Origin of the sequence: Pseudomonas alcaligenes (genome assembly GCF_041729615.1) — a bacterium.
Classification (GTDB): Bacteria; Pseudomonadota; Gammaproteobacteria; order Pseudomonadales; family Pseudomonadaceae; genus Aquipseudomonas; species Aquipseudomonas alcaligenes_B.
Genome location: NZ_CP154874.1, coordinates 1,569,251 through 1,590,749 on the forward strand (window position 1 = coordinate 1,569,251; position 21,499 = coordinate 1,590,749).

A 21,499-nucleotide genomic window follows, 5' to 3' on the forward strand; every position below is an offset into this window, starting at 1 on the left:
AATCAGAAAGGCCTGCTAATACCAGGCCTTCTTCTAGTCTACCGCCCTAACCCTCAACTCCTTCGGCATCGAGAAGGTCACATTCTCCGGCCGTCCATCCAGCTCCTCCGCCCCTACCGCCCCCCACTCGCGCAGCTGCTCCACCACACCACGCACCAGCACTTCGGGGGCCGAGGCGCCGGCAGTGATGCCGATGCGCTGCACATTGGTAAACCACTCGCGCGCCAGATCTTCCGCGCCGTCGATCAGGTAGGCCGGAGTACCGATACGCTCGGCCAGTTCGCGTAGGCGGTTGGAATTGGAGCTGTTGGGACTACCCACTACCAGCACCACGTCGCATTCGGCGGCCAGCTGCTTGACCGCATCCTGCCGGTTCTGGGTGGCGTAGCAGATGTCGTCCTTGCGCGGGCCGCCAATGCTGGGGAACTTGGCGCGCAGGGCATCGATGACCTTGCTGGTATCGTCCATCGACAGGGTAGTCTGGGTGACGAAGGCCAGATTCTCGGCGTCGCGCACCTGCAGGGCGGCCACGTCGGCCTCGTCTTCGACCAGGTAGATGGCGCCACCATTGCTGGCGTCGTACTGGCCCATGGTGCCCTCGACCTCCGGGTGCCCCTCGTGGCCGATCAGGATGCATTCGCGACCGTCGCGGCTGTAGCGCGCGACTTCCATATGCACCTTGGTCACCAGCGGGCAGGTGGCGTCGAACACCTTGAGGCCACGGCGCTCAGCCTCCTGGCGCACGGCCTGGGACACGCCGTGGGCACTGAAGATGACGATGACGTTGTCCGGCACCTGATCCAGCTCTTCGACGAACACCGCCCCGCGGGCACGCAGGTCCTCGACCACGAACTTGTTGTGCACCACTTCGTGGCGCACGTAGATCGGTGCGCCGAACACTTCCAGCGCGCGATTGACGATCTCGATGGCACGGTCGACGCCGGCGCAGAAGCCGCGGGGGTTGGCGAGTTTGATTTGCATGCAGGGAATCTCGGCGCGCGATGGAGGCGATGGGGAGAGTCTACGCCTCTCCCCGCTGAGGCAGATCAGACCGGACGAACCGCGATGATCTCCACATCGAAGCTCAGGGTCTTGCCGGCCAGAGGATGGTTGAAGTCGATGGTCACCTGCTGCTCGTCGAAGGCCTTGACCACCCCCGGCAGCTCCGCGTTGGCGGCATCGTTGAAGATGATCAGCAGCCCCTCGGACAGCTCCATGTCCTGGAACTGGCTGCGCGGCATCACCTGCACGTTCTGCGGGTTGGGCTGGCCGAAGGCGTTCTCCGGCGCGATCTGCAGGCTGCGCTTGTCACCGGCCTTGAAGCCGTAGAGCGCCACCTCGAAGCCCGGCAGCAGGTTGCCGTCGCCGACCTTGAAGGTGGCCGGCTGCTTGTCGAAGGTGCTGTCGACCACATCGCCGTTTTCCAGCTTGAGGGCGAAATGCAGGGTGACTTCCTTATCCGGCCCGATACGTTGCTCAGTCATGCGCGGGTTCTCCGGACTTCTTGCTCTTGAACATATCCAGCGCCAGCATCACGGCGCCGACGGTGATGCCGCTGTCGGCCAGGTTGAACGCCGGGAAGTAGTAACGGTTCTGCCAGTGCACCAGGATGAAATCGACCACATGACCGAGGACCACACGGTCGTACAGGTTGCCCAGCGCGCCGCCGAGCACCAGGGCCAGGGCCACGGCCAGCCAGGTCTCGTCGGCCTTCAGGCGCTTCATCCACACCACCAGCACGGCACTGACGCCGACCGCGATGGCGGCAAAGAACCAGCGCTGCCAGCCCGACTCGCCGGCCAGGAAGCTGAAGGCGGCGCCACGGTTGTACACATGGGTCCAGTCGAAATAGCCGTCGATCACGGTGACCCGCTGGCCGTACTCCAGCACCTGCAGCACGATCTGCTTGCTGCCCTGGTCGAGGACAAGGACCAGCACGGCCAGCCACAGCCAGGCCAGGCGGCCGAAACGCGAGGCATCAGACATGCTTGCGCACCTCGCCCGCGCCTTCGATGTTGCTCACGCAGCGCTGGCACAGCTCCGGATGGGCGGCGTTGCTGCCCACGTCGGCACGGAAGTGCCAGCAACGGCCGCACTTGGCGTGCGCCGACTTGACGATCTTCAGCTTCAGGCCCGGCACCTCGGTGGCCACCGCGTCGGCCGGGGCGTCGGCCAGCGGCGCGACGGTGGCGGCGGAGGTGATCAGGGCGAAACGCAGCTCGTCGTCGAGCTTGGCCAGGGACTGCTGCAGCGCCTCGTCGCCATACAGGGTGACCTCGGCCTGCAGGTTGCCGCCGATGGCCTTGCTGTTGCGCAGGTTCTCCAGCTCCTTGTTCACCGCGGCACGCACCTCGGTCAGCTGCTCCCAGTAGGCGCGATCCAGCTCGAAGCCTTCCGGCAGACGATCCAGGCCTTCGTACCAGGTGTTGAGCATCACCGACTCGTTGCGCTCGCCCGGCAGGAAGGACCAGATTTCGTCGGCGGTGAAAGCCAGGATCGGCGCGATCCAGCGCACCAGCGCCTCGGCGATGTGGTACTGCGCGCTCTGGCAGGAGCGGCGCGCCTGGCTGTCGGCAGCGGTGGTGTACTGGCGGTCCTTGATCACGTCCAGGTAGAAGCCGCCCAGCTCCTGCACGCAGAAGTTGTGCACCTTGGAGTAGACGTTCCAGAAGCGGTATTCGCCATAGGCCTCGATGATCTCGGCCTGCAGGCGCGCGGCGGCGTCCACCGCCCAGCGGTCGAGGTCGAGCATCTGCTCGGCCGGCAGCAGGTCCTTGGCCGGGTCGAAGTCGCCGAGGTTGGCCAGCAGGAAGCGCATGGTGTTGCGGATACGCCGGTAGGCATCGGCGCTGCGCTGCAGGATGACCTTGGACACGGCCATCTCGCCAGAATAGTCGGTGGCCGAGACCCACAGGCGCAGGATGTCGGCGCCCAGGCTGTCGGTTACTTCCTGCGGGGCGATCACGTTGCCGAGCGACTTGGACATCTTGCGGCCGTTCTCGTCCACGGTGAAGCCGTGGGTCAGCAGCGCCTTGTAGGGCGCATGGCCGTCGATGGCGCAGCCGGTCAGCAAGGACGAATGGAACCAGCCGCGGTGCTGGTCGGAGCCTTCCAGGTAGAGGTCGGCGCGCGGGCCGACTTCGTGGCCCAGCGGGTGCGAACCACGCAGCACATGCCAGTGGGTGGTGCCGGAGTCGAACCAGACGTCCAGGGTGTCGCTGATCTTGTCGTAGTCGGCGGCTTCACTGCCGAGCAGCTCGGCGGCGTCCAGCTTGAACCAGGCCTCGATGCCCTCCTGCTCGACGCGCTTGGCCACTTCCTCCATCAGCTCGACGGTGCGCGGGTGCAGCTCGCCCGTGGCCTTGTGCAGGAAGAACGGGATCGGCACGCCCCAGTTGCGCTGGCGCGAGATGCACCAGTCCGGGCGCCCGGCGATCATGCCGTGCAGGCGCGCCTGGCCCCAGCTCGGCACGAACTGAGTCTGCTCGATGGCGGACAGGGCACGCTCGCGCAGGGTGCTGCCGTCGGTGGCCTGCTTGTCCATGCCGACGAACCACTGCGCGGTGGCGCGGTAGATCAGCGGAGTCTTGTGGCGCCAGCAGTGCATGTAGCTGTGCTGGATGCTCTCGTGCTTGAGCAGCGCGCCCACTTCGGCGAGCTTCTCGACGATGGCCGGGTTGGCCTTCCAGATGAACTGGCCGCCGAAGAACGGCAGGTCGGCGACGTACACGCCGTTGCTCTGCACCGGGCTGAGGATGTCGTCGTTGCTCATGCCGTACTGCTTGCAGGAACGGAAGTCGTCCTCGCCGTAGGCCGGCGCCGAGTGGACGATGCCGGTACCGGCGCCCAGTTCGACGTATTCGGCCAGGTAGACCGGAGAGAAGCGCTCATAGAACGGATGGCGGAAGCGGATCAGCTCCAGCGCGCGCCCTTCGGCGCGGGCGATGATCTCGCCGCTCAGGCCGTAGCGCTGCAGGCAGCTTTCCACCAGTTCCTCGGCCAGCACCAGCAGGCGCTCACCGGTATCGACCAGGGCATAGGTGAATTCGGGGTGGACATTCAGCGCCTGGTTGGCCGGGATGGTCCAGGGCGTGGTGGTCCAGATGACGATGGCGGCCGGCTTGATCAGGGCGCTCAGGCCGAAGGCGGCGGCCAGCTTGTCGGCATCCTCGACGCCGAAGGCGACATCGATGGCATCGGACTTCTTATCCTGGTACTCCACCTCGGCCTCGGCCAGCGCCGAGCCGCAGTCGAAGCACCAATTGACCGGCTTCAGGCCCTTGAACACGAAGCCCTGCTTGACCATCTCGGCCAGCGCGCGGATCTCGCCGGCCTCGTTGGCGAAGGCCATGGTCTTGTAAGGATTTTCCCACTCGCCCAGCACACCGAGGCGAATGAAATCGGCCTTCTGCCCCTCGATCTGCTCGCCGGCGTAGCTGCGGCAGCGCTCGCGGGTCAGGTCGGACGGCTGGTTCTTGCCGAAGGTGGTCTCCACCTTGTGCTCGATCGGCAGGCCATGGCAGTCCCAGCCCGGCACGTAGGGGGCGTCGAAGCCGGCCAGGGTCTTGGAGCGGACGATCATGTCCTTGAGGATCTTGTTGACCGCGTGACCGATGTGGATGCTGCCGTTGGCGTAGGGCGGGCCGTCATGCAGGACGAACTTCGGCCGGTTCGCGCCGATTTCCCGCAGCTTCTGGTACAGGCCGATGCTGTCCCAGCGCGCCAGGGTCTCCGGCTCGCGCTGCGGCAGGCCGGCTTTCATCGGGAAGGCTGTTTCCGGGAGGTTCAGCGTGGCTTTGTAGTCGGTCATCTCAGGCTCTTCGATCAATCAAGCGGTTGGCCAAGCCAGTAGGCCCGGGCGGCGGCGACATCCGCGTCGATCGCCGTCTTCAGCGCCTCCAGGGAGGCGAAACGCTGCTCATCGCGCAGCTTGTGGTGAAACTCCACCGTCAGACGCTGGCCGTAGAGCTCGCCAGCGAATTCCAGCAAATGCACTTCCAGGTGTGGGCTGCCGTCGCCGGCCACCGTCGGGCGCTGGCCGATATTGGCCACGCCATGGAACCTGTGCCCCTGGTGCAGCGCGCTGACCAGAAACACGCCGCGCAGCGGCGGCTTGCGCCGTTTGAGCTGTACGTTGGCGGTCGGCGTGCCGAGCTGGCGTGCCAGCTTCTGCCCATGCAGCACGCGGCCGGCCAGGGCGTAGGGGCGCCCCAGCAGGCGCTCGGCCAGCTCCAGCTCGCCAGCCTGCAGGGCCTGGCGCACGCGGGTGCTGCTGATGCGCTCGCCATCCAGCTCGACGGTCAGCGCCGCCTCGACGCTGAATCCATGGCGCTCACCGGCCTGCACCAGGAAATCGAAATCACCGCTGCGACCGGCACCGAAGCGGAAGTCGTCGCCGACTTCCAGGTGCCTGACCCGCAGCCCCTCGACCAGCACCTGGCGCACGAACTCGTCGGCCGACAGCTCGCGCAGGCGGCGGTTGAAGGCCAGGCACAGCACCCGGTCGACGCCCTGGGCGGCGAGCAGTTCGAGCTTCTCGCGCAGGCGGCTCAGGCGCGCCGGCGCGGTGTCCGGGGCGAAGAATTCACGCGGCTGCGGCTCGAAGATCACCACGCAGCTCGGCACGCCCAGTTCGATCGAGCGCTCGCGCAGGCGCGCCAGGATCGCCTGGTGACCACGGTGCACACCATCGAAATTGCCGATGGTGGCAACGCATCCCTGGGTAAGGGGTAGCAGATTGTGGAGGCCTCGAACCAGCTGCATAGCGCGCTTCTTGCTTACAAAGTGGCCGATTATACGCACAGGCGGCTATCGGCAACAGGCAACACGTCCACCCTCAGTGTGCGCTGCGACGGGCGAAGTCACGCGGACGAAAGCCCAGCAGCGCCAGCATGCCGAAATAAGCCAGCAACCCCGCCAGCACCAGCGCCCCCAGGCGCAGCAGGCGCAGCAGCATGCCACCCTGCTCCCAGGCCGGCATGAAGTGCATCACGCCCAGCAGCACGCCAACCATGACCGTCACCGCCACCATCAGCTTGCCGAGAAACGCCGTCCAGCCCGGCTGCGGCTGGTACATGCGCCGGCGCCGCAGCTGCCAGTACAGCAGGCCGGCATTCAGGCAGGCCGCCAGGCTGATCGACAGCGCCAGGCCGGCATGCTTGAGGTCCAAGCCAAAGACAAACAACGCATTCATCGCCTGAGTCGCCAACAGGCTGACGATGGCGATGCGAACCGGCGTCTTGATGTTCTGCTGGGCATAGAAGCCCGGCGCCAGGATCTTCACCAGAATCAGCGCGAGCAGGCCGACGGCGTAGGCCACCAGAGCCTGCCGGGTCATGAGCGAATCATGGGCGGTGAACTTGCCGTACTGGAACAACGAGACGATCAGCGGCTCGGCCAGGATCGCCAGCGCCAGGGTACAGGGCAGCACCAGCAGGAAGCACAGGCGCAACCCCCAATCGAGCAGCCGCGAGTACTCGGCGCGGTCGGCGCTGGCATAGGTCTTGGCCAGCACCGGCAGCAGGATGGTGCCCAGCGCCACGCCGAGCACCCCCGAGGGCAGCTCCATCAGGCGGTCGGCGTAGTACATCCAGGACACCGAGCCGGCCACCAGGAAGGAGGCGAAGATAGTGTTGATGATCAGCGAGATCTGGCTCACTGATACACCAAAGATCGCCGGCCCCATCTGCCGGAGCACGCGCCACACGCCGGTGTCGCGCAGACTGAGACGCGGCAGCACCAGCATGCCGACGCGCTTCAGCGCCGGCAGCTGCCAGAGCAGCTGGGCCAGGCCGCCGACCAGCACGGCCCAGCTCAGCGCCAGAATCGGCGGGTCGAAATAGGGCGTCAGCAGCAGGGAAAAGACAATCATGCTGATGTTCAGCAGGGTCGGCACGAAGGCCGGCACCGAGAAGCGGTTCCAGGTGTTGAGCACCGCTCCGACCAGGGAAGACAGGGAGATCAGGAAAATATAGGGAAAGGTCACCCGCAGCAGCTCGACGGTCAGGGCGAAGCGCTCCGGCTCGTCGGCGAACCCGGGCGCCGTGGCCCAGACGATCCAGGGCGCGGCCAGGATGCCGAGCAGCGTCACCAGCGCCAGCACCAGGGTCAGCAGGCCGGAAACATAGGCCAGGAAGGTGCGGGTCGCCTCCTCGCCCTGCTGGGTCTTGTACTCGGCCAGGATCGGCACGAAGGCCTGGGAGAAGGCCCCCTCGGCGAAGATGCGGCGCAGCAGGTTGGGCAGCTTGAAGGCAACGACGAAGGCGTCGGAGGCCACCCCGGCGCCGAAGATGCGCGCGATGATGGTGTCGCGCACGAAGCCCAGCACGCGGGAAAGCATGGTCAGCGAGCTGACGGCAGCCAGGGACTTGAGCAGGTTCATGGATTTTCGACTGTCTGCGGGCCGGCGCAAGCGGCCGACGGGTAAAGGCAACGAGTGTAACCAGCCGCCGCTGGTCAGGCCAGCAGATGCCGGCACTTCTGCACTTGACAGGGACGCGCCGCATCGGCATGATTCGCGGCCTTATTTGTTGCTATCCCCCCTAGTTTTCGAGGAGCTTGACGGTGGCCAATACACCTTCTGCCAAAAAACGCGCCAAACAGGCTGAGAAGCGTCGTAGCCATAACGCCAGCCTGCGCTCCATGGTCCGTACCTACATCAAGAACGTGGTCAAGGCTATCGACGCCAAGGACCTGGAAAAGGCCCAGAGCGCCTACACCCTGGCCGTTCCGGTCATCGACCGCATGGCCGACAAGGGCATCATCCACAAGAACAAGGCCGCTCGCCACAAGAGCCGCCTGAACGGCCACATCAAGGCACTGGCTACCGCCGCCTGATTGGTTGTGTTCTTGAAAAACCGGCCCCAGGGCCGGTTTTTTATTGCCTGCGTTTTATAGAAGCGACACAAAAAGCCGGAGCATGCTCCGGCTTTTTCCTGCCTACTGCGCCGCCCACGGCAGGATCGGAATGGCCGTCACCGCATTCTGCGGACTGCCCTCGATCACCCGGTCGCTGTACACCAGATAGACCAGGGTATTGCGCTTCTGGTCGAAGAAGCGCACCACTTGCATGGTCTTGAACACCAGCGAGGTGCGCTCCTTGAATACCTCCTCGCCATCCTTGAGCTTGTCGGTGAAGCGGATGGGGCCGACCTGACGGCAGGCGATGGAGGCCTCGGCGCGATCCTCGGCCAGCCCCAGACCACCCTTGACGCCACCGGCCTTGGCCCGCGACAGGTAGCAGGTCACCCCCTCCACCTTGGGATCATCGAAGGCCTCGACCACAATCTTGTCGTTCGGCCCCACCCACTTGAACACGGTGGAGACCTCACCAATCTCCTCCGCCCGCACCGCCAGCGGCAGCGCCAGGCACAGCCCCAGCAATCCCTTGATGATGCGCATCGCGCGATCTCCTCAGACCAGAATCAGATTGTCCCGGTGCACCAGCTCCGGCTCGTCGACGTAGCCCAGCAGCCTCTCAATAGCGTCGGACGGCTGACCGACGATCTTCTGCGCCTCCAGGGCGCTGTAGTTGGCCAGACCACGGGCAATCTCGCGACCGTCGGGACCCACACAGACCACCATCTCGCCACGACGGAAGCTGCCCTGCACTTCGCGCACCCCGACCGGCAGCAGACTCTTGTGATCGACCGTCAGCGCCTTCACTGCGCCGGCATCCAGCACCAGGGTGCCGCGGGTCTGCAGATGGCCGGCCAGCCACTGCTTGCGCGCCGCCAGCAGACCGCGCTCGGGCGCCAGCAGGGTACCCAGACGCTCACCCGCCTTGAGGCGATCGAGCACCCGCTCGATACGCCCGCCGACGATCACCGTGTGCGCGCCGGAACGCGCCGCCAGGCGCGCCGCACGCAGCTTGGTCTGCATGCCACCGCGACCCAGGGCGCCGCCGGTGCCACCCGCCACCGCATCCAGCGACGGATCGTCGGCACGCGCCTCGAAGATCAGCTGCGCATCGGGATTGTGCCGCGGGTCGGCGTCGAACATGCCGTCGCGATCGGTGAGGATCACCAGCAGATCAGCCTCCACCAGGTTGGCCACAAGGGCGGCCAGGGTGTCGTTGTCGCCGAAACGGATCTCGTCGGTGACCACGGTGTCATTCTCGTTGATCACCGGCACCACGCCGAGGTCGACCAGGGTACGCAGGGTGCTGCGGGCATTCAGGTAGCGCTTGCGATCAGACAGGTCGTCATGGGTCAGCAGCACCTGAGCCGTATGCTTGCCGTGTTCGGCGAAGCTGGACTCCCAGGCCTGCACCAGCCCCATCTGCCCTACGGCGGCAGCGGCCTGCAGCTCATGCATGGCGCTTGGCCGCGAATGCCAGCCGAGACGACTCATGCCCGCCGCCACCGCGCCGGACGACACCAGCACCAGCTCCACCCCCGCCTCGCGCAGGGCCACCATCTGCTCGACCCACACCGCCATGGCGGAACGGTCGAGACCACGCCCATCGGCGGTCAGCAGCGCACTGCCGATTTTCACCACCCAGCGCTGCGCGCCGGTCACCTTGTCCCGCATGATGCCCTCTACCCCAGCCAGTCAGCACAACGCCGCTATAAAGCGGCGCTGCACGATACCTACTCTCAGTCCCGGACGTAAATGATCTCGGGACCGTCTTCATCATCCTCGAAGTCATCCCAGTCATCGTCGTCGCCGATATCGTCGACGCTCTTCAGACCGGCCTTGCGCAGCGCGCGCTTGTCGTCCAGCGCCTGCAGACGGGCACGCGCCTCGTCCTCGATGCGCCGATCCAGCTCGGCCAGCTCGGCAGCGTATTCCGCATCTTCCTCGATGCGCTCGGCGCGCTCGTCCATGTAGCGCATGATGGCCTGGCTCAACGCCTCGGTACCCTCGCGCTCCAGGGCGGAGATGACGAACACCGGCCCCTTCCACTCCAGACGCTCGACCACGGCGCGCATGCGCTCCTCGCGCTCGTCGTCGAGCAGCTGGTCGGCCTTGTTCAGCACCAGCCAGCGCTCGCGCTCGGCCAGCGCCGGGCTGAACTTCTCCAGCTCGCGAATGATCACCTCGGCCGCCTCGGCCGGATCGCTCTCGTCCAGCGGCGCCATGTCCACCAGATGCAACAGCAGGCGGGTACGCGCCAGATGCTTGAGGAAACGAATACCCAGGCCGGCACCTTCGGAAGCGCCCTCGATCAGACCGGGGATATCGGCAATGACGAAGCTCTTGTAGCGCCCGACGCTGACCACCCCCAGGTTCGGCACCAGGGTGGTGAAGGGATAGTCGGCGACCTTCGGCTTGGCCGCGGACACCGAACGAATGAAGGTGCTCTTGCCGGCATTCGGCAAACCGAGCAGACCGACGTCCGCCAGTACCTTGAGCTCCAGCTTGAGATCGCGCTGCTCGCCCGGCTTGCCCGGCGTGGTCTGCCGCGGCGCGCGGTTGGTGCTGGACTTGAAGCGGGTATTGCCCAGGCCGTGCCAGCCGCCCTGTGCCACCATCAGGCGCTGACCGGCCTTGGTCAGGTCGCCGATGACTTCCTGGGTGGCGGCGTCGATCACCGTGGTGCCGACCGGCACCGGCAGGATCAGGTCCTCGCCCTTGGCACCGGTGCACTCGGTGCTGCCGCCTTTCTCGCCATTCTGCGCCTGGAAGCGGCGGGTGTAGCGATAGTCCACCAGGGTATTGAGGTTCTCGTCGGCCTCGAGGAATACCGAGCCACCGTCACCGCCATCGCCGCCGTTGGGGCCACCCTTCTCGATGAACTTCTCGCGACGGAAGCTCATCATGCCGTTACCGCCGTCGCCGGCTTTTACAAATATCGAAACTTCGTCGACGAATTTCATTGGGTTGCCTCCCACCGCAGCGGCGGGCTAGTGAACACTGGAATACAGGATATACAGAAACAAAAAAGCCCCGTCGCGAGACAGGGCTTTTTCAGCGAGCAGCGACTTAGGCAGTCACGACGCTCACGTAGCGACGGCCGAAAGCGCCCTTCACTTCGAACTTGACCACGCCGTCGATCTTGGCGAACAGGGTGTGGTCCTTGCCCATGCCAACGCCGTAGCCGGCGTGGAACTGGGTGCCGCGCTGGCGCACGATGATGTTGCCGGCCTTGATGGCCTGGCTGCCGTACATCTTCACGCCAAGGCGTTTACTTTCGGAATCGCGGCCGTTACGAGTACTACCGCCAGCTTTTTTGTGTGCCATGAGTCATAGCCTCCTAAAAGGGGATCAGGCCTGGATGCCGGTGATCTTGATTTCGGTGAACCACTGACGGTGGCCCTGACGCTTCATGTGGTGCTTACGACGGCGGAACTTGATGATGGTCACTTTGTCGTGACGGCCCTGGGAGACCACCTCGGCGACAACCTTGGCACCATCGACCACCGGAGCGCCGATTTTCACGTCGTCACCGTTGCCAACCAGCAGAACGCGGTCGAAAGTCACGGATTCGCCGGTGGCGACTTCCAGCTTCTCGACCTTGAGGAATTCACCTTCGGCGACTTTGTACTGCTTGCCACCGGTAACAATTACTGCGTACATGGATTTTTCTCCGTTAAACCTGCTCACCCGACTCTTTATGGGAAGAGTTATTGGCCGGCATGGCTGCATGGGGCCGGAACTGACACCCGTGCAATTGCGTAAGGCAGGGAGTTGCCCATAGAAGTTTGGGGCCGCGATTGTACGGAAAGCCCGATGCCGAGGCAAGCCCCGCCGGGCCTCGCCTTGACAGCCCCTACCCTGCCCCCTAGCATGCCGCGCAGCCCGGTCGGGCCGTCTCGCCCGACCATCCAGCCGCCTTCGCCGCGCGAAGACTGCCGGCCTCGTTTCAGGAGCCCCCGTCAACGATGCAACCCCAGGCCTTCTACAGCGTGGTGGCGGACGATTTCGCCGCCGTCGACGGGATCATCCGCCAGCAGCTGAAATCCCGCGTGCCCCTGGTGGAAAAGATCGGCGACTACATCATCTCCGCCGGCGGCAAGCGTCTGCGCCCGCTGCTGGTGCTGCTCAGCGGCAAGGCCCTGGGCTACCAGGCCGATGATCTGCGCCTGCTGGCCGCGACCATCGAATTCTTGCACACCGCCACCCTGCTGCACGACGACGTGGTCGACATGTCCGGTATGCGCCGCGGCCGCGCCACCGCCAACGCCCAGTGGGGCAACGCGCCGAGCGTGCTGGTCGGTGACTTCCTCTATTCGCGCTCCTTCGAGATGATGGTCGAGCTCGGCTCCATGCCGGTGATGCAGATCCTCTCGCGCGCCACCCGGGTGATCGCCGAGGGCGAGGTGCTGCAGCTGTCCAAGGTGCGCGACGCCAGCACCACCGAGGAGACCTACATGGAGGTCATCCGCGGCAAGACCGCCATGCTGTTCGAGGCCTCGACCCACAGCGCCGCCGCCCTGGCCGCAGCATCGGCGGCCCAGCGCGACGCCCTGCAGCGCTTCGGCGACCACCTCGGCATCGCCTTCCAGCTGGTCGACGACCTGCTGGACTACCAGGGCGACGCCGCCACCCTGGGCAAGAATGTCGGCGACGACCTGGCCGAGGGCAAGCCGACCCTGCCGCTGATCTACACCATGCGCGAAGGCAGCGTCGAACAGGCGACCCTGGTGCGCACCGCGATCCAGAAAGGCGGCATCGAGGACCTGGAGAGCATCCGCGCTGCCGTGCAGGCCAGCGGCGCCCTGGACTACACCGCGCGCCTGGCCCGCCAGCACGCCGATCAGGCCATCGCCTGCCTTGACGCGCTGCCGGACAACGCCTACCGCGATGCCCTGATCGAACTCAGCCGCTTCGCCGTCGCCCGCACCCACTGAGGCACGCCCGGCAGCACCCGAGCCCGTCCCTGTGACGGGCTTTTTGTTGCCCGACGAAAAGTACGATTGAGACTTGCTATATTGATAATAGGAATTATTCTCATATCTAGCCGCTTGGACGACAAGGAGATGAGCCATGACCTATTTGATCGATGCCTGGCTGGATCGCCCGCATCCCTACCTGCGCATCCTCAACCGCGAGACCGGTGAGGTCTGCGCCATGCTGCACGAGGACGCCCTCAGCGAGCTGCGCGAACAGGGTGAACTGGATCTGCACGACTTCGGCTCCAGCGAACCCGGCGTACTGAAGGAGCTGGTGCGCGGCCTGTTCCTGTTCTGCTATGCCCGGGCACTGCGGCCGCAGGGCGAACTGCACTGAGCGACGCAAGGCGAGCGACCAACGGCGGTCGCTCTGCGCAACTACCCCGGCAGAGGGAAGCGCCGGGACATGGGCATGGCCCATGTGCAGGAGCAACGGCGCTCCTGCGGATGCCCGGATCGGTCAGGACGATGACCCGGGCATCGCTTCTTACAGGATGTCGAGCAGCTCGACGTCGAACACCAGCACGCTGTGCGGCGGGATGCTGCCGACGGCCTGGCCACCATAGGCCAGCTCGCTCGGCACATGCAGGCGCCACTTGCTGCCGGCGTTCATCAGCTGCAGGGCCTCGACCCAACCGGCGATCACGCCGCCGACCGGGAATTCGGCCGGCTGGCCGCGATCGTAAGAGCTGTCGAACACGGTGCCGTCGATCAGGGTGCCGTGGTAGTGGGTGCGCACGTGGTCGTCGCGCGACGGCTTGGCGCCCTCGCCGGCTACCAGCACTTCGTACTGCAGACCGGACTCGAGCACGGTCACGCCTTCGCGCTTGGCATTCTCCACCAGATAGTCGCGGCCAGCGGCAGCGGCCTTCTCGGCCTTGGCGGCGGCTTCGGCCTGCATGATTTCGCGGATCACGCGGAAGCTGGCGTTCAGCGCCTCGGGGTCAACCTGGCTGGGCTGGCCATGGAAGGCGTCGCGCAGGCCGGCGACTATGGCTTCCAGGCTGGCGCCGGGCGGCGGGTTGTCGCGCAGCTGGTCGCCCAGCTGACGGCCGATGCCATAGCTGACGCGGGCTTGGTCGGTGGAAAGATCGAGTTCGGACATGGCCGGGCTCCACAGGGGTAAAAAGGCCGGCAAGCCTAGCACAGGCGGCGACTCAAGACCCGCCGGGACGCGCACGGTTGCGCCGGCAGCGCTCGGAGCAGTGGCGTACCTCGTCCCAGCAGGCCGCCCACTTGCGCCGCCAGACCAGCGGCCGGCCGCAGGTCGCACAGGGCTTGCTGGGCAGGTCGGCCTTCTTCCTCACAGCGCCTCCCCGGCGTCCAGGCGCGCCAACAGTTGCTCGCCGCGCTGCCAGAGCGCCTGCTGGCGTTCCTCCGGCATGCGCTCCAGGTTGCGATAGACCATGCCCAGGCGCTGGTTGCCGTGCAGCTGGTCGCGGTGGCGCATGAGGAAGTGCCAGTACAGCGCGTTGAACGGGCAGGCCGACTCGCCGGTGCTTTCGCCGACCTTGTAGGCGCAGTCGCCGCAGTAATCCGACATGCGCTTGATGTACTGGCCGCTGGCGCAGTAGGGCTTGGAGCCCAGGTAGCCGCCGTCGGCATGCATCACCATGCCCAGGGTGTTGGGCAGCTCGACCCAGTCGAAGGCGTCCATGTACACCGCCAGGTACCAGTCGCAGACCTGCTGCGGGACGATGCCGGCAAGCAGGGCGAAGTTGCCGGTGACCATCAGCCGCTGGATATGGTGGGCGTAGGCCAGCTCCAGGGTCTGGCCGATGGCCTGGCGCATGCAGTTCATGCGCGTCTGCCCGGTCCAGTAGAACTCGGGCAGCGCACGGGTGTTGCCGAAGGCATTGCGCGTGGCGTAGTCGGGCATCTGCAGCCAGTAGATGCCGCGCACGTACTCGCGCCAGCCAATCAACTGGCGGATGAAGCCCTCGGCCGCGTTGAGCGGCACCCGCCCGGCCCAATAGGCCGACTCCACGTCGGCGCATAGCCGGCGCACGTCGAGCAGGCCGATGTTCAGCGCCGCACTGATGCGCGCATGGAACAGGTAGGGCTCGCCGCTGGCCATGGCGTCCTGGTAGTCACCGAAGGCCGGCAGGGCGAAGTCGAGGAAGTGTTGCCAGAGCTGCTCGGCCTGGGCATGGGTCACCGGGTAGTCGAATGCCGCCAGCGCGCCGTAGTGGTGGCTGAAGCGGCGGTCGACCAGCTGCAGCACCTCACGGGTGGTGGCGTCCTGGCCGAAGTGCGCCGTCAGCGGCGCCCGGCAGTGGCGCGGCAGGGCCTTGCGATTGTCGGAATCGAAATTCCAGGCGCCCCCGACCGGCGTGCCGTCGCCGTTCATCAGCAGGCCGCAGCGGCGCCGCATCTCGCGGTAGAAGAACTCCATGCGCAGCTGACGCTTGCCCTTGGCCCAGGCCGCGAACTCGGCCCGGGAACAGACGAAACGTCGGTCCTCGTGCCAGACCAGCGGCAAGCCACTGTCTGCCAGCGCCTGCTGCAGGCGCCATTCGCCACACTCGGTCAGGTGCACCTCGCGGGCATCGAGGCGCTCGCAGCAGCGGCGCAGCTCGCCGACGATCGAGCCGGAGTTGCCGGCATCCTCCAGCTTCACGTAGCACACCCGCCAGCCACGCTCGCCCAGGGCCTGGGCGAAGTGACGCATGGCGCTGAAGATCAGCGCAATCTTCTGCGGATGGTGCGGCACGTAGGCGGTTTCCTCGGCCACTTCCGCCAGCAGGATGACATCCTGCGCGGGGTCGAGCGCCTGCAGCGAGGCGAGGTCGAAGGACAGCTGGTCACCCAGTACCAGCCCCAGGCGACGCGCCTTCACCAGGCGGAGCGCAGCGAGATGGGCACGCGCAGCGGCTCGCTGGCCGCCGGCGGCATGCCGCACATCTCGTCGTGCACTTCGGCATGCACCAGGTGGAAGGGCACCTCGGGCATGCCCAGCAACAGATCGCGGGCGTGCTCGACCGAGCGCAGGTGCAGCACGCCACCCTGCTCGTTGTGCACGCACAGGGCCTGGCCACCGATGCGCGCCTCCAGCACATAGGTGCCGCCCTCGAGGGAGATCAGGTTGAGGGCATCCAGTTGCCCGGCATGGGCGTGGTTTTGCAGGTCATGGAGTTTCATTGGGCTTGCCTCGCTCACCAATATTTGTACAAAGCTAATACTTGTACAAATAAATGACAACGCAAGGCCGAAACAAAACCGCCCGTCCGTTTTGCAACGGCCGGGCGGCGTTTACACGGGAAACAGGATCAGTGGTCGTGCTTGGTCAGCTTGTCCAGGTAGCCCATGGCGAAGGCCGAGGCGACGAAGGTCATGTGGATGATCACGTACCACTTCAGGTGCTCGGGATCGTAGTTCTTGGCATCCATGAAGATCTTCAGCAGGTGGATGGAGGAGATCGCCACGATGGAGGCGGCCACCTTCATCTTCAGCGAGCCGGAGTCCATCTTGCCCAGCCAGTTGAGCTTCTCCTTGCTCTCGTCGATGTCCAGCTGCGACACGAAGTTCTCGTAGCCGGAGATCATCACCATCACCAGCAGGCCGCCGACCAGGGCCATGTCGACCAGCGATAGCAGCACCAGGATCAGGTCCGCCTCGGCCTTCTCGAACACGTGCGGCAGGATGTGGAACAGCTCCTGGAAGAATTTCAGGGCCAGGGCCAGAACAGCCAGGGACAGGCCGAAGTAGATGGGCGCCAGCAACCAGCGCGAGGCATACATCGTGTTCTCGATAAAGCGTTCCATGGGATCTCGCCGAGTGGGAAAAACTGGTCGCGAGTATACCCAGCCAGGCCCTGCGGGCAAGGCGACAAGCTTTACCGGTTTTTTATCCCGGGCAACTGTGGATAACCTTGTGGGCAGGCTCGGGAACAAGCGCGGCGAACCGCCTGCGCCGCGGCGACCCGGCGCTTGCGCAAAAAGCGCTCAGCGGGCGCCTCAGCTTTCCGGATGGAACTGGTAGTCGCCCAGGCCGCGGTAGCCTGCGGCGTTCAGTCGGCGCAGCTCGGCCTGCAGATGCAGGCGCCAGATCGGCGGCTCCAGGCAGGGCAGGTAGCCCTGCTGGGCCAGGCACAGGGCAATCGAATCGAGGATCTCCTCGGCCACCAGAGGCCCGTGGAACGGGCCTTGCGCCTTGATCGCCGAGGGTTGGGCGGCGGACATGCCGGCCGCGCAGAGCAGCGTCCACAACCCGCGCCCGCCGGCCAGCGGACGGATCTCGCATTCGATGCGGGTGGTCAGGCCGAGGCACTGACGGGTGAGGCAGAGGCTGCGCGGCATGACGGCGGTCCTCGCGAGGTCTGGCTTCCAGCCTACACCCCGGCGCGCCGCTTCGGGAAGGTGAAAGTTATCCCCGTGCCCTGTGGATAACTCTGTGGACGGAGCGGGGGAAAGCCGCTGCACACGACGCCCTTTGCGGGCGTCGCGCGCCTGGCCAGTGACTGACCAGTTGTCGCCGTTACTCCTTGGCGGCTTTCGGTGCCGGTTTGGCGCGCGGCTTGCTCTCCTTGGCCTTGGCCGCTTCCTTGTCCTTCTCCTCATCGTCCATGCCCATCTCGGCGATGCTGCGCAGGCGCTCGACCACCCGGGCGTTGACGCTGCCCTTGGCGAACTGGCCCCGGTCGTCCGGCGCCCCGGCCGGCTCGCCAAGCAGCAGGCCGAGGGCCTCGTCGACATGGCGCACGGCGTAGACATGGAACTGCCCGGCGCGTACCGCCTGCAGCACCCGCTCGTCGAGCATCAGGTTACTGACGTTGGAGTGCGGGATGATCACCCCCTGCTCGCCGGTCAGGCCGCGCGCCTCGCACAGGCGGAAGAAGCCCTCGATTTTCTCGTTGACCCCGCCGACCGCCTGCACCTCGCCGAACTGGTTGATCGAGCCGGTGATGGCGAAGCACTGCTTGAGCGGCGTGCGCGACAGCGCCGAGATCAGGGTGCAGACCTCGCCGAGCGAGGCGCTGTCGCCATCGACGTAGCCGTAGGACTGTTCCAGGGCGATGCTGGCGGAGATTTCCAGGGGGAACTCCTGGGCGTAGCGGCTGCCGAGGAAGCCGGTGAGGATCATCACCCCCTTGGAGTGGATCGGCTGGCCCAGGCTGACCTCGCGCTCGATGTCGACGATGCCGCTGCCACCCGGGTAGACGGTGGCGGAGATGCGCGCCGGCACGCCGAAGGCCGAGTCACCGACCTGCAGCACGGTCAGGCCGTTGCACTTGCCGATGGCCGAGCCCTGGGTGTCGATCAGGATGATGCCGGCCAGCATGTCGTCGATGATCCGCGCCGAGACGCGCCCGGTGCGGTCGGCCTTGGCCTTGAGCGCGCGCTCGATATGGCCGACGTCGGTCACCGCGTCGGACGCCAGCTGGCGCACGAAATCGGCCTCGCTGACCAGCTGGAAGAGGTCGCCGATGCGCGCCGACAGGCGCCCCTGGTGCTCGGCCAGGCGCGCGCTGTAGGTGGCCAGGCGCGCCACCGCGGCGGCGGTGAGCGGCGCCATGCCCTCCTCCGAGGTGCGCGTCTTGAGCAGCTGGGCGAACTGTTCCAGGCTGTCGTCGGCCAGCGGGATCTCCTCGTCGAAGTCCACCAGCACGCGGAACATCTCCTGGAAGTCCGGATCGAGGTCCTGCAGGGTGTAGTACAGCTGGCGCGAGCCGATGATGATGACCTTCAGCTGCAGCGGGATGACCTGCGGGTTGAGGGTCACGGTGGCGATGCGGCCGAGATCGCCGAGCGGCGACTCCATCTTCAGCTGGCGCGAGTGCAGGGCACGCTTGAGCGCGTCCCAGACGAAGGGCTCGCCGAGCAGCTTCTCCGCCTCGACGATCAGGTAGCCGCCGTTGGCCCGGTGCAGCGCGCCGGGGCGCAGCTGGCGGTAGCTGGTGTAGAGCGCGCCCTGGTCGGTGCTGTACTCGATGCGGCCGAACAGGTTGTCGTAGGTCGGGTGCGACTCGAACACCACCGGCGCGCCGCCATCGCCGTGGTGGCCGACCACCAGGCTGGGGCAGTACTGTTCCTCGAGCATCTCGCGGCGCTGGGCGTCGGGCTTGTCGTCCAGCAGCTGGTCGACCACCGTTTTCAGCAGGTTGACCTGCACCGCCTGCAGGTAGGCGCAGACGCCGGCGTTCTCCGCATACTGCTCCGACAGCGGCGCCAGCAGCGGCTGCAGGGCCAGGCTGATGGTCTCCTCGTTGAGCTGGCGCAGCTGGTTGCTCGACTCGCGCTTCCACTGCGGCAGGCTGGCCAGTTCCTCGTTGAGACGCTCCTCCAGCGCCGCGATGTCGTCATGGAAGCGCTCGCGCTCGGCCTCCGGCAGCTGGGCGAAGTCGGCCTCATCCAGCGCCTTGCCGTCCTTCATCGGGGTGAAGGCGATGTTGGCGCTGTCGCGGTAGAGGGCGACGTCCTTCTCCAGCGCCAGCTTCTCGATCAGGTCCAGGGCCTTGTCGTAGCGCTGGTTGAACACGCGGTCGATGGCGCTCTTCTTCTGCTGGTAGGTCGGCGTCTCGAACACCGCCGGGAAGGTCGCCAGCAGGTTGTCGATCAGGTGGCCGATATCGGCGATGAAGGCCGCCGCCGTGCCGGCCGGCAGCTCCAGCGCGCGCGGCTCGCGCGGCTCGTCGAAATGGTTGACGTAGACCCGGTCCACCGGCGTGGCCTGGCGCTTGGCCTCGGCCCGCAGGTAGCGCTGCACGAAGGAGAAGCGGCCGGTACCCGGCTCGCCCATGACATACACGTTGTAGCCGGGGCGCGGCATGGCCACGCCGAACTGCAGGGCCTCGACCGCGCGCTCCTGGCCGAGCACGCCGCGGAACGGCTCGAGATCGTCGGTGCTGGCGAAGTTGAACTGGTCGGGGGCGAAGGGGCGGGTCAGGGCATCGGGCGCCAGGCGCAGGCCGGCAGCGAAGGATTCAGGCATCGGAAGTCCTTGTCGGAGCGGACGGGCCGCAAGATGGGACCATTCTGGCGCCGCCCTGACGCCCCTGGCAAGGCGTCAGCCGCCGACCCGGTCGGCGCAGGCCAGACAGTATTCGGCCGCCGGCAGGGCCTGCAGGCGGGCCGGCTCTATGGCCTCGCCACAGCGCTGGCAGATGCCGTAGCTGCCGTCGGCCAGACGCAGGCGCGCCAGGCCGATCTGCCGCATGCCGGCCTCGGCCTCGGCCAGCAGGGCCTGCAGCACCTCGTCGTTCTGCCGCTCCACGGCCTGCTCGGCGAAATCGGCGTTGCGCTGCAGGCCGAGGTCGCGGCGGATGGCGTTGGCACGCCGGCTGTATTCGTCATACAGCGCATCCAGGGCGGCGCGCGGATCGAGTGCGGTCATGGCAGAAGCTCCTTGGGACTGATGTTTCCAGTGTGGACCTTTCCGGGCGCTCTGCACTGACCCGCATCAAGGCGCACAATAGTCCCCACAGCCCCACGAGAGTCAGGCATGAAGCATCGCCCACCCCAGCTGCTGGAAGTCGCCGGCGGCAAGCCGATCAAACTCTGGACCCACGGCGTGCCGGTGGAGGACGCGGCGCGCCGGCAGCTGATCAACACGGCGCAGCTGCCGTTCATCTTCAGGCATCTGGCGGTGATGCCGGACGTGCACCTGGGCAAGGGCTCGACCATCGGCAGCGTGATCCCCACGCTCGGCGCCATCATCCCCGCCGCCGTCGGTGTCGACATCGGCTGCGGCATGAGCGCCGCGCGCACCTCGCTACGCGCCTGCGACCTGCCGGACCACCTGCACGGCCTGCGCAGCGCCATCGAGCAGGCCGTGCCCCACGGCAAGACCTTCGGCAAGCACGACCGGGGCGCCTGGAGCGAGGTGCCGGCCGCCGCCGACCAGGCCTGGCAGGCCCTGGCCGGGCGCTTTCGCGCCATCACCGAGAAATACCCGCGCCTGGAGAAGAGTAACCACCGCCACCACCTCGGCACCCTGGGCGGCGGCAACCACTTCATCGAGGTCTGCCTGGACCAGGACGAGCGTGTCTGGATCATGCTGCACAGCGGCTCGCGCGGGGTCGGCAACGCCATCGGCACGCACTTCATCGAGCTGGCCCAGGCCGACATGCGCCAGCACCTGGCCAACCTGCCGGACCGCGACCTGGCCTACTTCGAGGAAGGCAGCCGGCACTTCGCCGACTATGTGGAGGCGGTGGGCTGGGCCCAGGACTATGCCCGGCAGAACCGCGCGCTGATGCTGCAGGCGGTGCTGGACGCCACCCGCCGCGTGCTGCGCCGGCCTTTCGAGGCACGCCTGGAGGCGGTCGACTGCCACCACAACTACGTGCAGCGCGAACAGCACTTCGGCCGCGAGGTGCTGGTCACCCGCAAGGGTGCGGTATCGGCGCAGCGCGGCCAGCTCGGCATCATCCCCGGCTCGATGGGGGCCAGAAGCTACATAGTGCGCGGCCTGGGCAACCCGGAATCGTTCTGCTCCTGCAGCCATGGCGCCGGGCGCCTGATGAGCCGAAGCCAGGCGAAGAAGCGCTTCACCCTGGAGGACCAGCGCCGCGCCACCGCCGCCGTGGAGTGCCGCAAGGACAGGGGGGTGATCGACGAGATTCCCATGGCCTACAAGGACATCGACGCGGTGATGGCAGCCCAGCGCGACCTGGTTGAAGTGGTGCACACCTTGCGCCAGGTGGTCTGCGTCAAGGGCTGAGC

General features: G+C 66.4%; 23 protein-coding genes. 4 read left to right on the forward strand and 19 right to left on the reverse strand.

Translation table 11 applies throughout. The annotated features are described in order from the left end of the window. Positions 1-33 precede the first annotated feature (33 nt). The 6 genes from ispH to murJ form a co-directional block, all read right to left on the reverse strand. Positions 34-981 carry a 4-hydroxy-3-methylbut-2-enyl diphosphate reductase gene (gene ispH / locus AAG092_RS07635; protein ID WP_373389202.1) on the reverse strand — a complete coding sequence of 316 codons (948 nt, stop codon included), beginning with the start codon at positions 979-981 and terminating at the stop codon, positions 34-36. A gap of 65 nt (positions 982-1,046) precedes the next feature. Beyond that, positions 1,047-1,484, reverse strand: a complete 438-nt coding sequence (fkpB, locus tag AAG092_RS07640; RefSeq protein WP_373389204.1) for an FKBP-type peptidyl-prolyl cis-trans isomerase — start codon at positions 1,482-1,484, stop codon at positions 1,047-1,049. Continuing rightward, a complete protein-coding gene (gene lspA, locus AAG092_RS07645) occupies positions 1,477-1,986 on the reverse strand; it encodes a signal peptidase II (RefSeq protein WP_373389205.1) in 510 nt (169 codons plus the stop codon). The genes fkpB and lspA overlap by 8 nt, the downstream gene beginning before the upstream one ends. Next, the gene (gene ileS / locus AAG092_RS07650; RefSeq protein WP_373389206.1) at positions 1,979-4,810 is read right to left on the reverse strand and encodes an isoleucine--tRNA ligase; all 2,832 of its coding nucleotides are present in this window, start codon (positions 4,808-4,810) and stop codon (positions 1,979-1,981) included. Before ileS ends, lspA begins: the two co-directional genes overlap by 8 nt. 14 nt (positions 4,811-4,824) lie before the next feature. Beyond that, positions 4,825-5,763, reverse strand: coding sequence for a bifunctional riboflavin kinase/FAD synthetase (ribF, locus tag AAG092_RS07655; RefSeq protein WP_110680793.1), 939 nt, complete (start codon positions 5,761-5,763; stop codon positions 4,825-4,827). 73 nt (positions 5,764-5,836) lie between these two features. Continuing rightward, on the reverse strand, positions 5,837-7,381 hold the full coding sequence (murJ, locus tag AAG092_RS07660; RefSeq protein WP_373389207.1) for a murein biosynthesis integral membrane protein MurJ: 1,545 nt from the start codon (positions 7,379-7,381) through the stop codon (positions 5,837-5,839). Positions 7,382-7,563: 182 nt separating this feature from the next. Between murJ and rpsT the strand changes: the two genes are divergently transcribed. Further along, the gene (rpsT, locus tag AAG092_RS07665) at positions 7,564-7,836 is read left to right on the forward strand and encodes a 30S ribosomal protein S20 (protein WP_110680791.1); all 273 of its coding nucleotides are present in this window, start codon (positions 7,564-7,566) and stop codon (positions 7,834-7,836) included. 102 nt (positions 7,837-7,938) lie between these two features. Here the strand turns inward: rpsT and AAG092_RS07670 are convergent, their stop codons facing one another. The 5 genes from AAG092_RS07670 to rplU all read right to left on the reverse strand — a co-directional run bounded on the left by AAG092_RS07670 (position 7,939) and on the right by rplU (position 11,520). Next, positions 7,939-8,400 carry a CreA family protein gene (locus tag AAG092_RS07670; protein WP_373389208.1) on the reverse strand — a complete coding sequence of 154 codons (462 nt, stop codon included), beginning with the start codon at positions 8,398-8,400 and terminating at the stop codon, positions 7,939-7,941. A 12-nt stretch (positions 8,401-8,412) separates the two neighbouring features. Then, the gene (gene proB, locus AAG092_RS07675; protein ID WP_373389209.1) at positions 8,413-9,531 is read right to left on the reverse strand and encodes a glutamate 5-kinase; all 1,119 of its coding nucleotides are present in this window, start codon (positions 9,529-9,531) and stop codon (positions 8,413-8,415) included. Between the two features lie 65 nt (positions 9,532-9,596). After that, the gene (gene cgtA / locus AAG092_RS07680; protein ID WP_110680788.1) at positions 9,597-10,820 is read right to left on the reverse strand and encodes an Obg family GTPase CgtA; all 1,224 of its coding nucleotides are present in this window, start codon (positions 10,818-10,820) and stop codon (positions 9,597-9,599) included. Positions 10,821-10,926: 106 nt separating this feature from the next. Continuing rightward, positions 10,927-11,184, reverse strand: a complete 258-nt coding sequence (gene rpmA, locus AAG092_RS07685; protein ID WP_110680787.1) for a 50S ribosomal protein L27 — start codon at positions 11,182-11,184, stop codon at positions 10,927-10,929. Between the two features lie 24 nt (positions 11,185-11,208). After that, positions 11,209-11,520, reverse strand: coding sequence for a 50S ribosomal protein L21 (gene rplU, locus AAG092_RS07690; RefSeq protein ID WP_043308929.1), 312 nt, complete (start codon positions 11,518-11,520; stop codon positions 11,209-11,211). Positions 11,521-11,825: 305 nt separating this feature from the next. Between rplU and AAG092_RS07695 the strand changes: the two genes are divergently transcribed. Both AAG092_RS07695 and AAG092_RS07700 read left to right on the forward strand, forming a co-directional pair. Beyond that, positions 11,826-12,794, forward strand: coding sequence for a polyprenyl synthetase family protein (locus AAG092_RS07695; RefSeq protein ID WP_373389210.1), 969 nt, complete (start codon positions 11,826-11,828; stop codon positions 12,792-12,794). 136 nt (positions 12,795-12,930) lie between these two features. Then, entirely contained in the window at positions 12,931-13,173 is a 243-nt protein-coding gene (locus AAG092_RS07700; RefSeq protein WP_021702940.1) for a hypothetical protein, read from the forward strand. Between the two features lie 150 nt (positions 13,174-13,323). Here AAG092_RS07700 and AAG092_RS07705 read toward each other — a convergent pair whose 3' ends face one another. The 8 genes from AAG092_RS07705 to AAG092_RS07740 form a co-directional block, all read right to left on the reverse strand. Further along, the gene (locus tag AAG092_RS07705; RefSeq protein ID WP_373389211.1) at positions 13,324-13,941 is read right to left on the reverse strand and encodes an FKBP-type peptidyl-prolyl cis-trans isomerase; all 618 of its coding nucleotides are present in this window, start codon (positions 13,939-13,941) and stop codon (positions 13,324-13,326) included. 52 nt (positions 13,942-13,993) lie between these two features. After that, complete coding sequence (locus tag AAG092_RS07710; protein ID WP_021702942.1) at positions 13,994-14,143, reverse strand: DUF2256 domain-containing protein; 150 nt, start codon at positions 14,141-14,143, stop codon at positions 13,994-13,996. Continuing rightward, positions 14,140-15,678 (reverse strand): cryptochrome/photolyase family protein, encoded by a 1,539-nt coding sequence (locus AAG092_RS07715; protein ID WP_373389569.1) that lies wholly within the window; start codon positions 15,676-15,678, stop codon positions 14,140-14,142. The genes AAG092_RS07710 and AAG092_RS07715 overlap by 4 nt, the downstream gene beginning before the upstream one ends. Continuing rightward, positions 15,672-15,977 carry a DUF6482 family protein gene (locus tag AAG092_RS07720; protein ID WP_110680784.1) on the reverse strand — a complete coding sequence of 102 codons (306 nt, stop codon included), beginning with the start codon at positions 15,975-15,977 and terminating at the stop codon, positions 15,672-15,674. Before AAG092_RS07720 ends, AAG092_RS07715 begins: the two co-directional genes overlap by 7 nt. A 128-nt stretch (positions 15,978-16,105) precedes the next feature. After that, the gene (locus AAG092_RS07725) at positions 16,106-16,600 is read right to left on the reverse strand and encodes a TIGR00645 family protein (protein WP_110680783.1); all 495 of its coding nucleotides are present in this window, start codon (positions 16,598-16,600) and stop codon (positions 16,106-16,108) included. Positions 16,601-16,792: 192 nt separating this feature from the next. After that, positions 16,793-17,134: a hypothetical protein gene (locus AAG092_RS07730; RefSeq protein WP_110680782.1), complete on the reverse strand. Its 342-nt coding sequence runs from the start codon at positions 17,132-17,134 to the stop codon at positions 16,793-16,795. Between the two features lie 178 nt (positions 17,135-17,312). Next, a complete protein-coding gene (locus AAG092_RS07735) occupies positions 17,313-19,766 on the reverse strand; it encodes a Lon protease family protein (RefSeq protein WP_373389212.1) in 2,454 nt (817 codons plus the stop codon). Between the two features lie 75 nt (positions 19,767-19,841). Next, positions 19,842-20,168 carry a TraR/DksA C4-type zinc finger protein gene (locus tag AAG092_RS07740; protein ID WP_110680780.1) on the reverse strand — a complete coding sequence of 109 codons (327 nt, stop codon included), beginning with the start codon at positions 20,166-20,168 and terminating at the stop codon, positions 19,842-19,844. A gap of 108 nt (positions 20,169-20,276) precedes the next feature. On the opposite strand from AAG092_RS07740, the gene AAG092_RS07745 reads away from it, so the two are divergent. Continuing rightward, the gene (locus tag AAG092_RS07745) at positions 20,277-21,497 is read left to right on the forward strand and encodes an RtcB family protein (protein WP_373389213.1); all 1,221 of its coding nucleotides are present in this window, start codon (positions 20,277-20,279) and stop codon (positions 21,495-21,497) included. Positions 21,498-21,499: the final 2 nt, after the last annotated feature.

Coding starts and splice junctions, on each gene's coding strand:
- rpmA (WP_110680787.1), bottom strand. CDS start 11,184: ATGGCACACAAAAAAGCTGGCGGTAGTACTCGTAACGGCCGCGATTCC.
- proB (WP_373389209.1), bottom strand. CDS start 9,531: ATGCGGGACAAGGTGACCGGCGCGCAGCGCTGGGTGGTGAAAATCGGC.
- ileS (WP_373389206.1), bottom strand. CDS start 4,810: ATGACCGACTACAAAGCCACGCTGAACCTCCCGGAAACAGCCTTCCCG.
- AAG092_RS07725 (WP_110680783.1), bottom strand. CDS start 16,600: ATGGAACGCTTTATCGAGAACACGATGTATGCCTCGCGCTGGTTGCTG.
- AAG092_RS07670 (WP_373389208.1), bottom strand. CDS start 8,400: ATGCGCATCATCAAGGGATTGCTGGGGCTGTGCCTGGCGCTGCCGCTG.
- AAG092_RS07730 (WP_110680782.1), bottom strand. CDS start 17,134: ATGCCGCGCAGCCTCTGCCTCACCCGTCAGTGCCTCGGCCTGACCACC.
- AAG092_RS07695 (WP_373389210.1), top strand. CDS start 11,826: ATGCAACCCCAGGCCTTCTACAGCGTGGTGGCGGACGATTTCGCCGCC.
- fkpB (WP_373389204.1), bottom strand. CDS start 1,484: ATGACTGAGCAACGTATCGGGCCGGATAAGGAAGTCACCCTGCATTTC.
- murJ (WP_373389207.1), bottom strand. CDS start 7,381: ATGAACCTGCTCAAGTCCCTGGCTGCCGTCAGCTCGCTGACCATGCTT.
- AAG092_RS07705 (WP_373389211.1), bottom strand. CDS start 13,941: ATGTCCGAACTCGATCTTTCCACCGACCAAGCCCGCGTCAGCTATGGC.
- AAG092_RS07720 (WP_110680784.1), bottom strand. CDS start 15,977: ATGAAACTCCATGACCTGCAAAACCACGCCCATGCCGGGCAACTGGAT.
- AAG092_RS07740 (WP_110680780.1), bottom strand. CDS start 20,168: ATGACCGCACTCGATCCGCGCGCCGCCCTGGATGCGCTGTATGACGAA.
- cgtA (WP_110680788.1), bottom strand. CDS start 10,820: ATGAAATTCGTCGACGAAGTTTCGATATTTGTAAAAGCCGGCGACGGC.
- lspA (WP_373389205.1), bottom strand. CDS start 1,986: ATGTCTGATGCCTCGCGTTTCGGCCGCCTGGCCTGGCTGTGGCTGGCC.
- AAG092_RS07700 (WP_021702940.1), top strand. CDS start 12,931: ATGACCTATTTGATCGATGCCTGGCTGGATCGCCCGCATCCCTACCTG.
- rplU (WP_043308929.1), bottom strand. CDS start 11,520: ATGTACGCAGTAATTGTTACCGGTGGCAAGCAGTACAAAGTCGCCGAA.
- ribF (WP_110680793.1), bottom strand. CDS start 5,763: ATGCAGCTGGTTCGAGGCCTCCACAATCTGCTACCCCTTACCCAGGGA.
- AAG092_RS07735 (WP_373389212.1), bottom strand. CDS start 19,766: ATGCCTGAATCCTTCGCTGCCGGCCTGCGCCTGGCGCCCGATGCCCTG.
- ispH (WP_373389202.1), bottom strand. CDS start 981: ATGCAAATCAAACTCGCCAACCCCCGCGGCTTCTGCGCCGGCGTCGAC.
- AAG092_RS07745 (WP_373389213.1), top strand. CDS start 20,277: ATGAAGCATCGCCCACCCCAGCTGCTGGAAGTCGCCGGCGGCAAGCCG.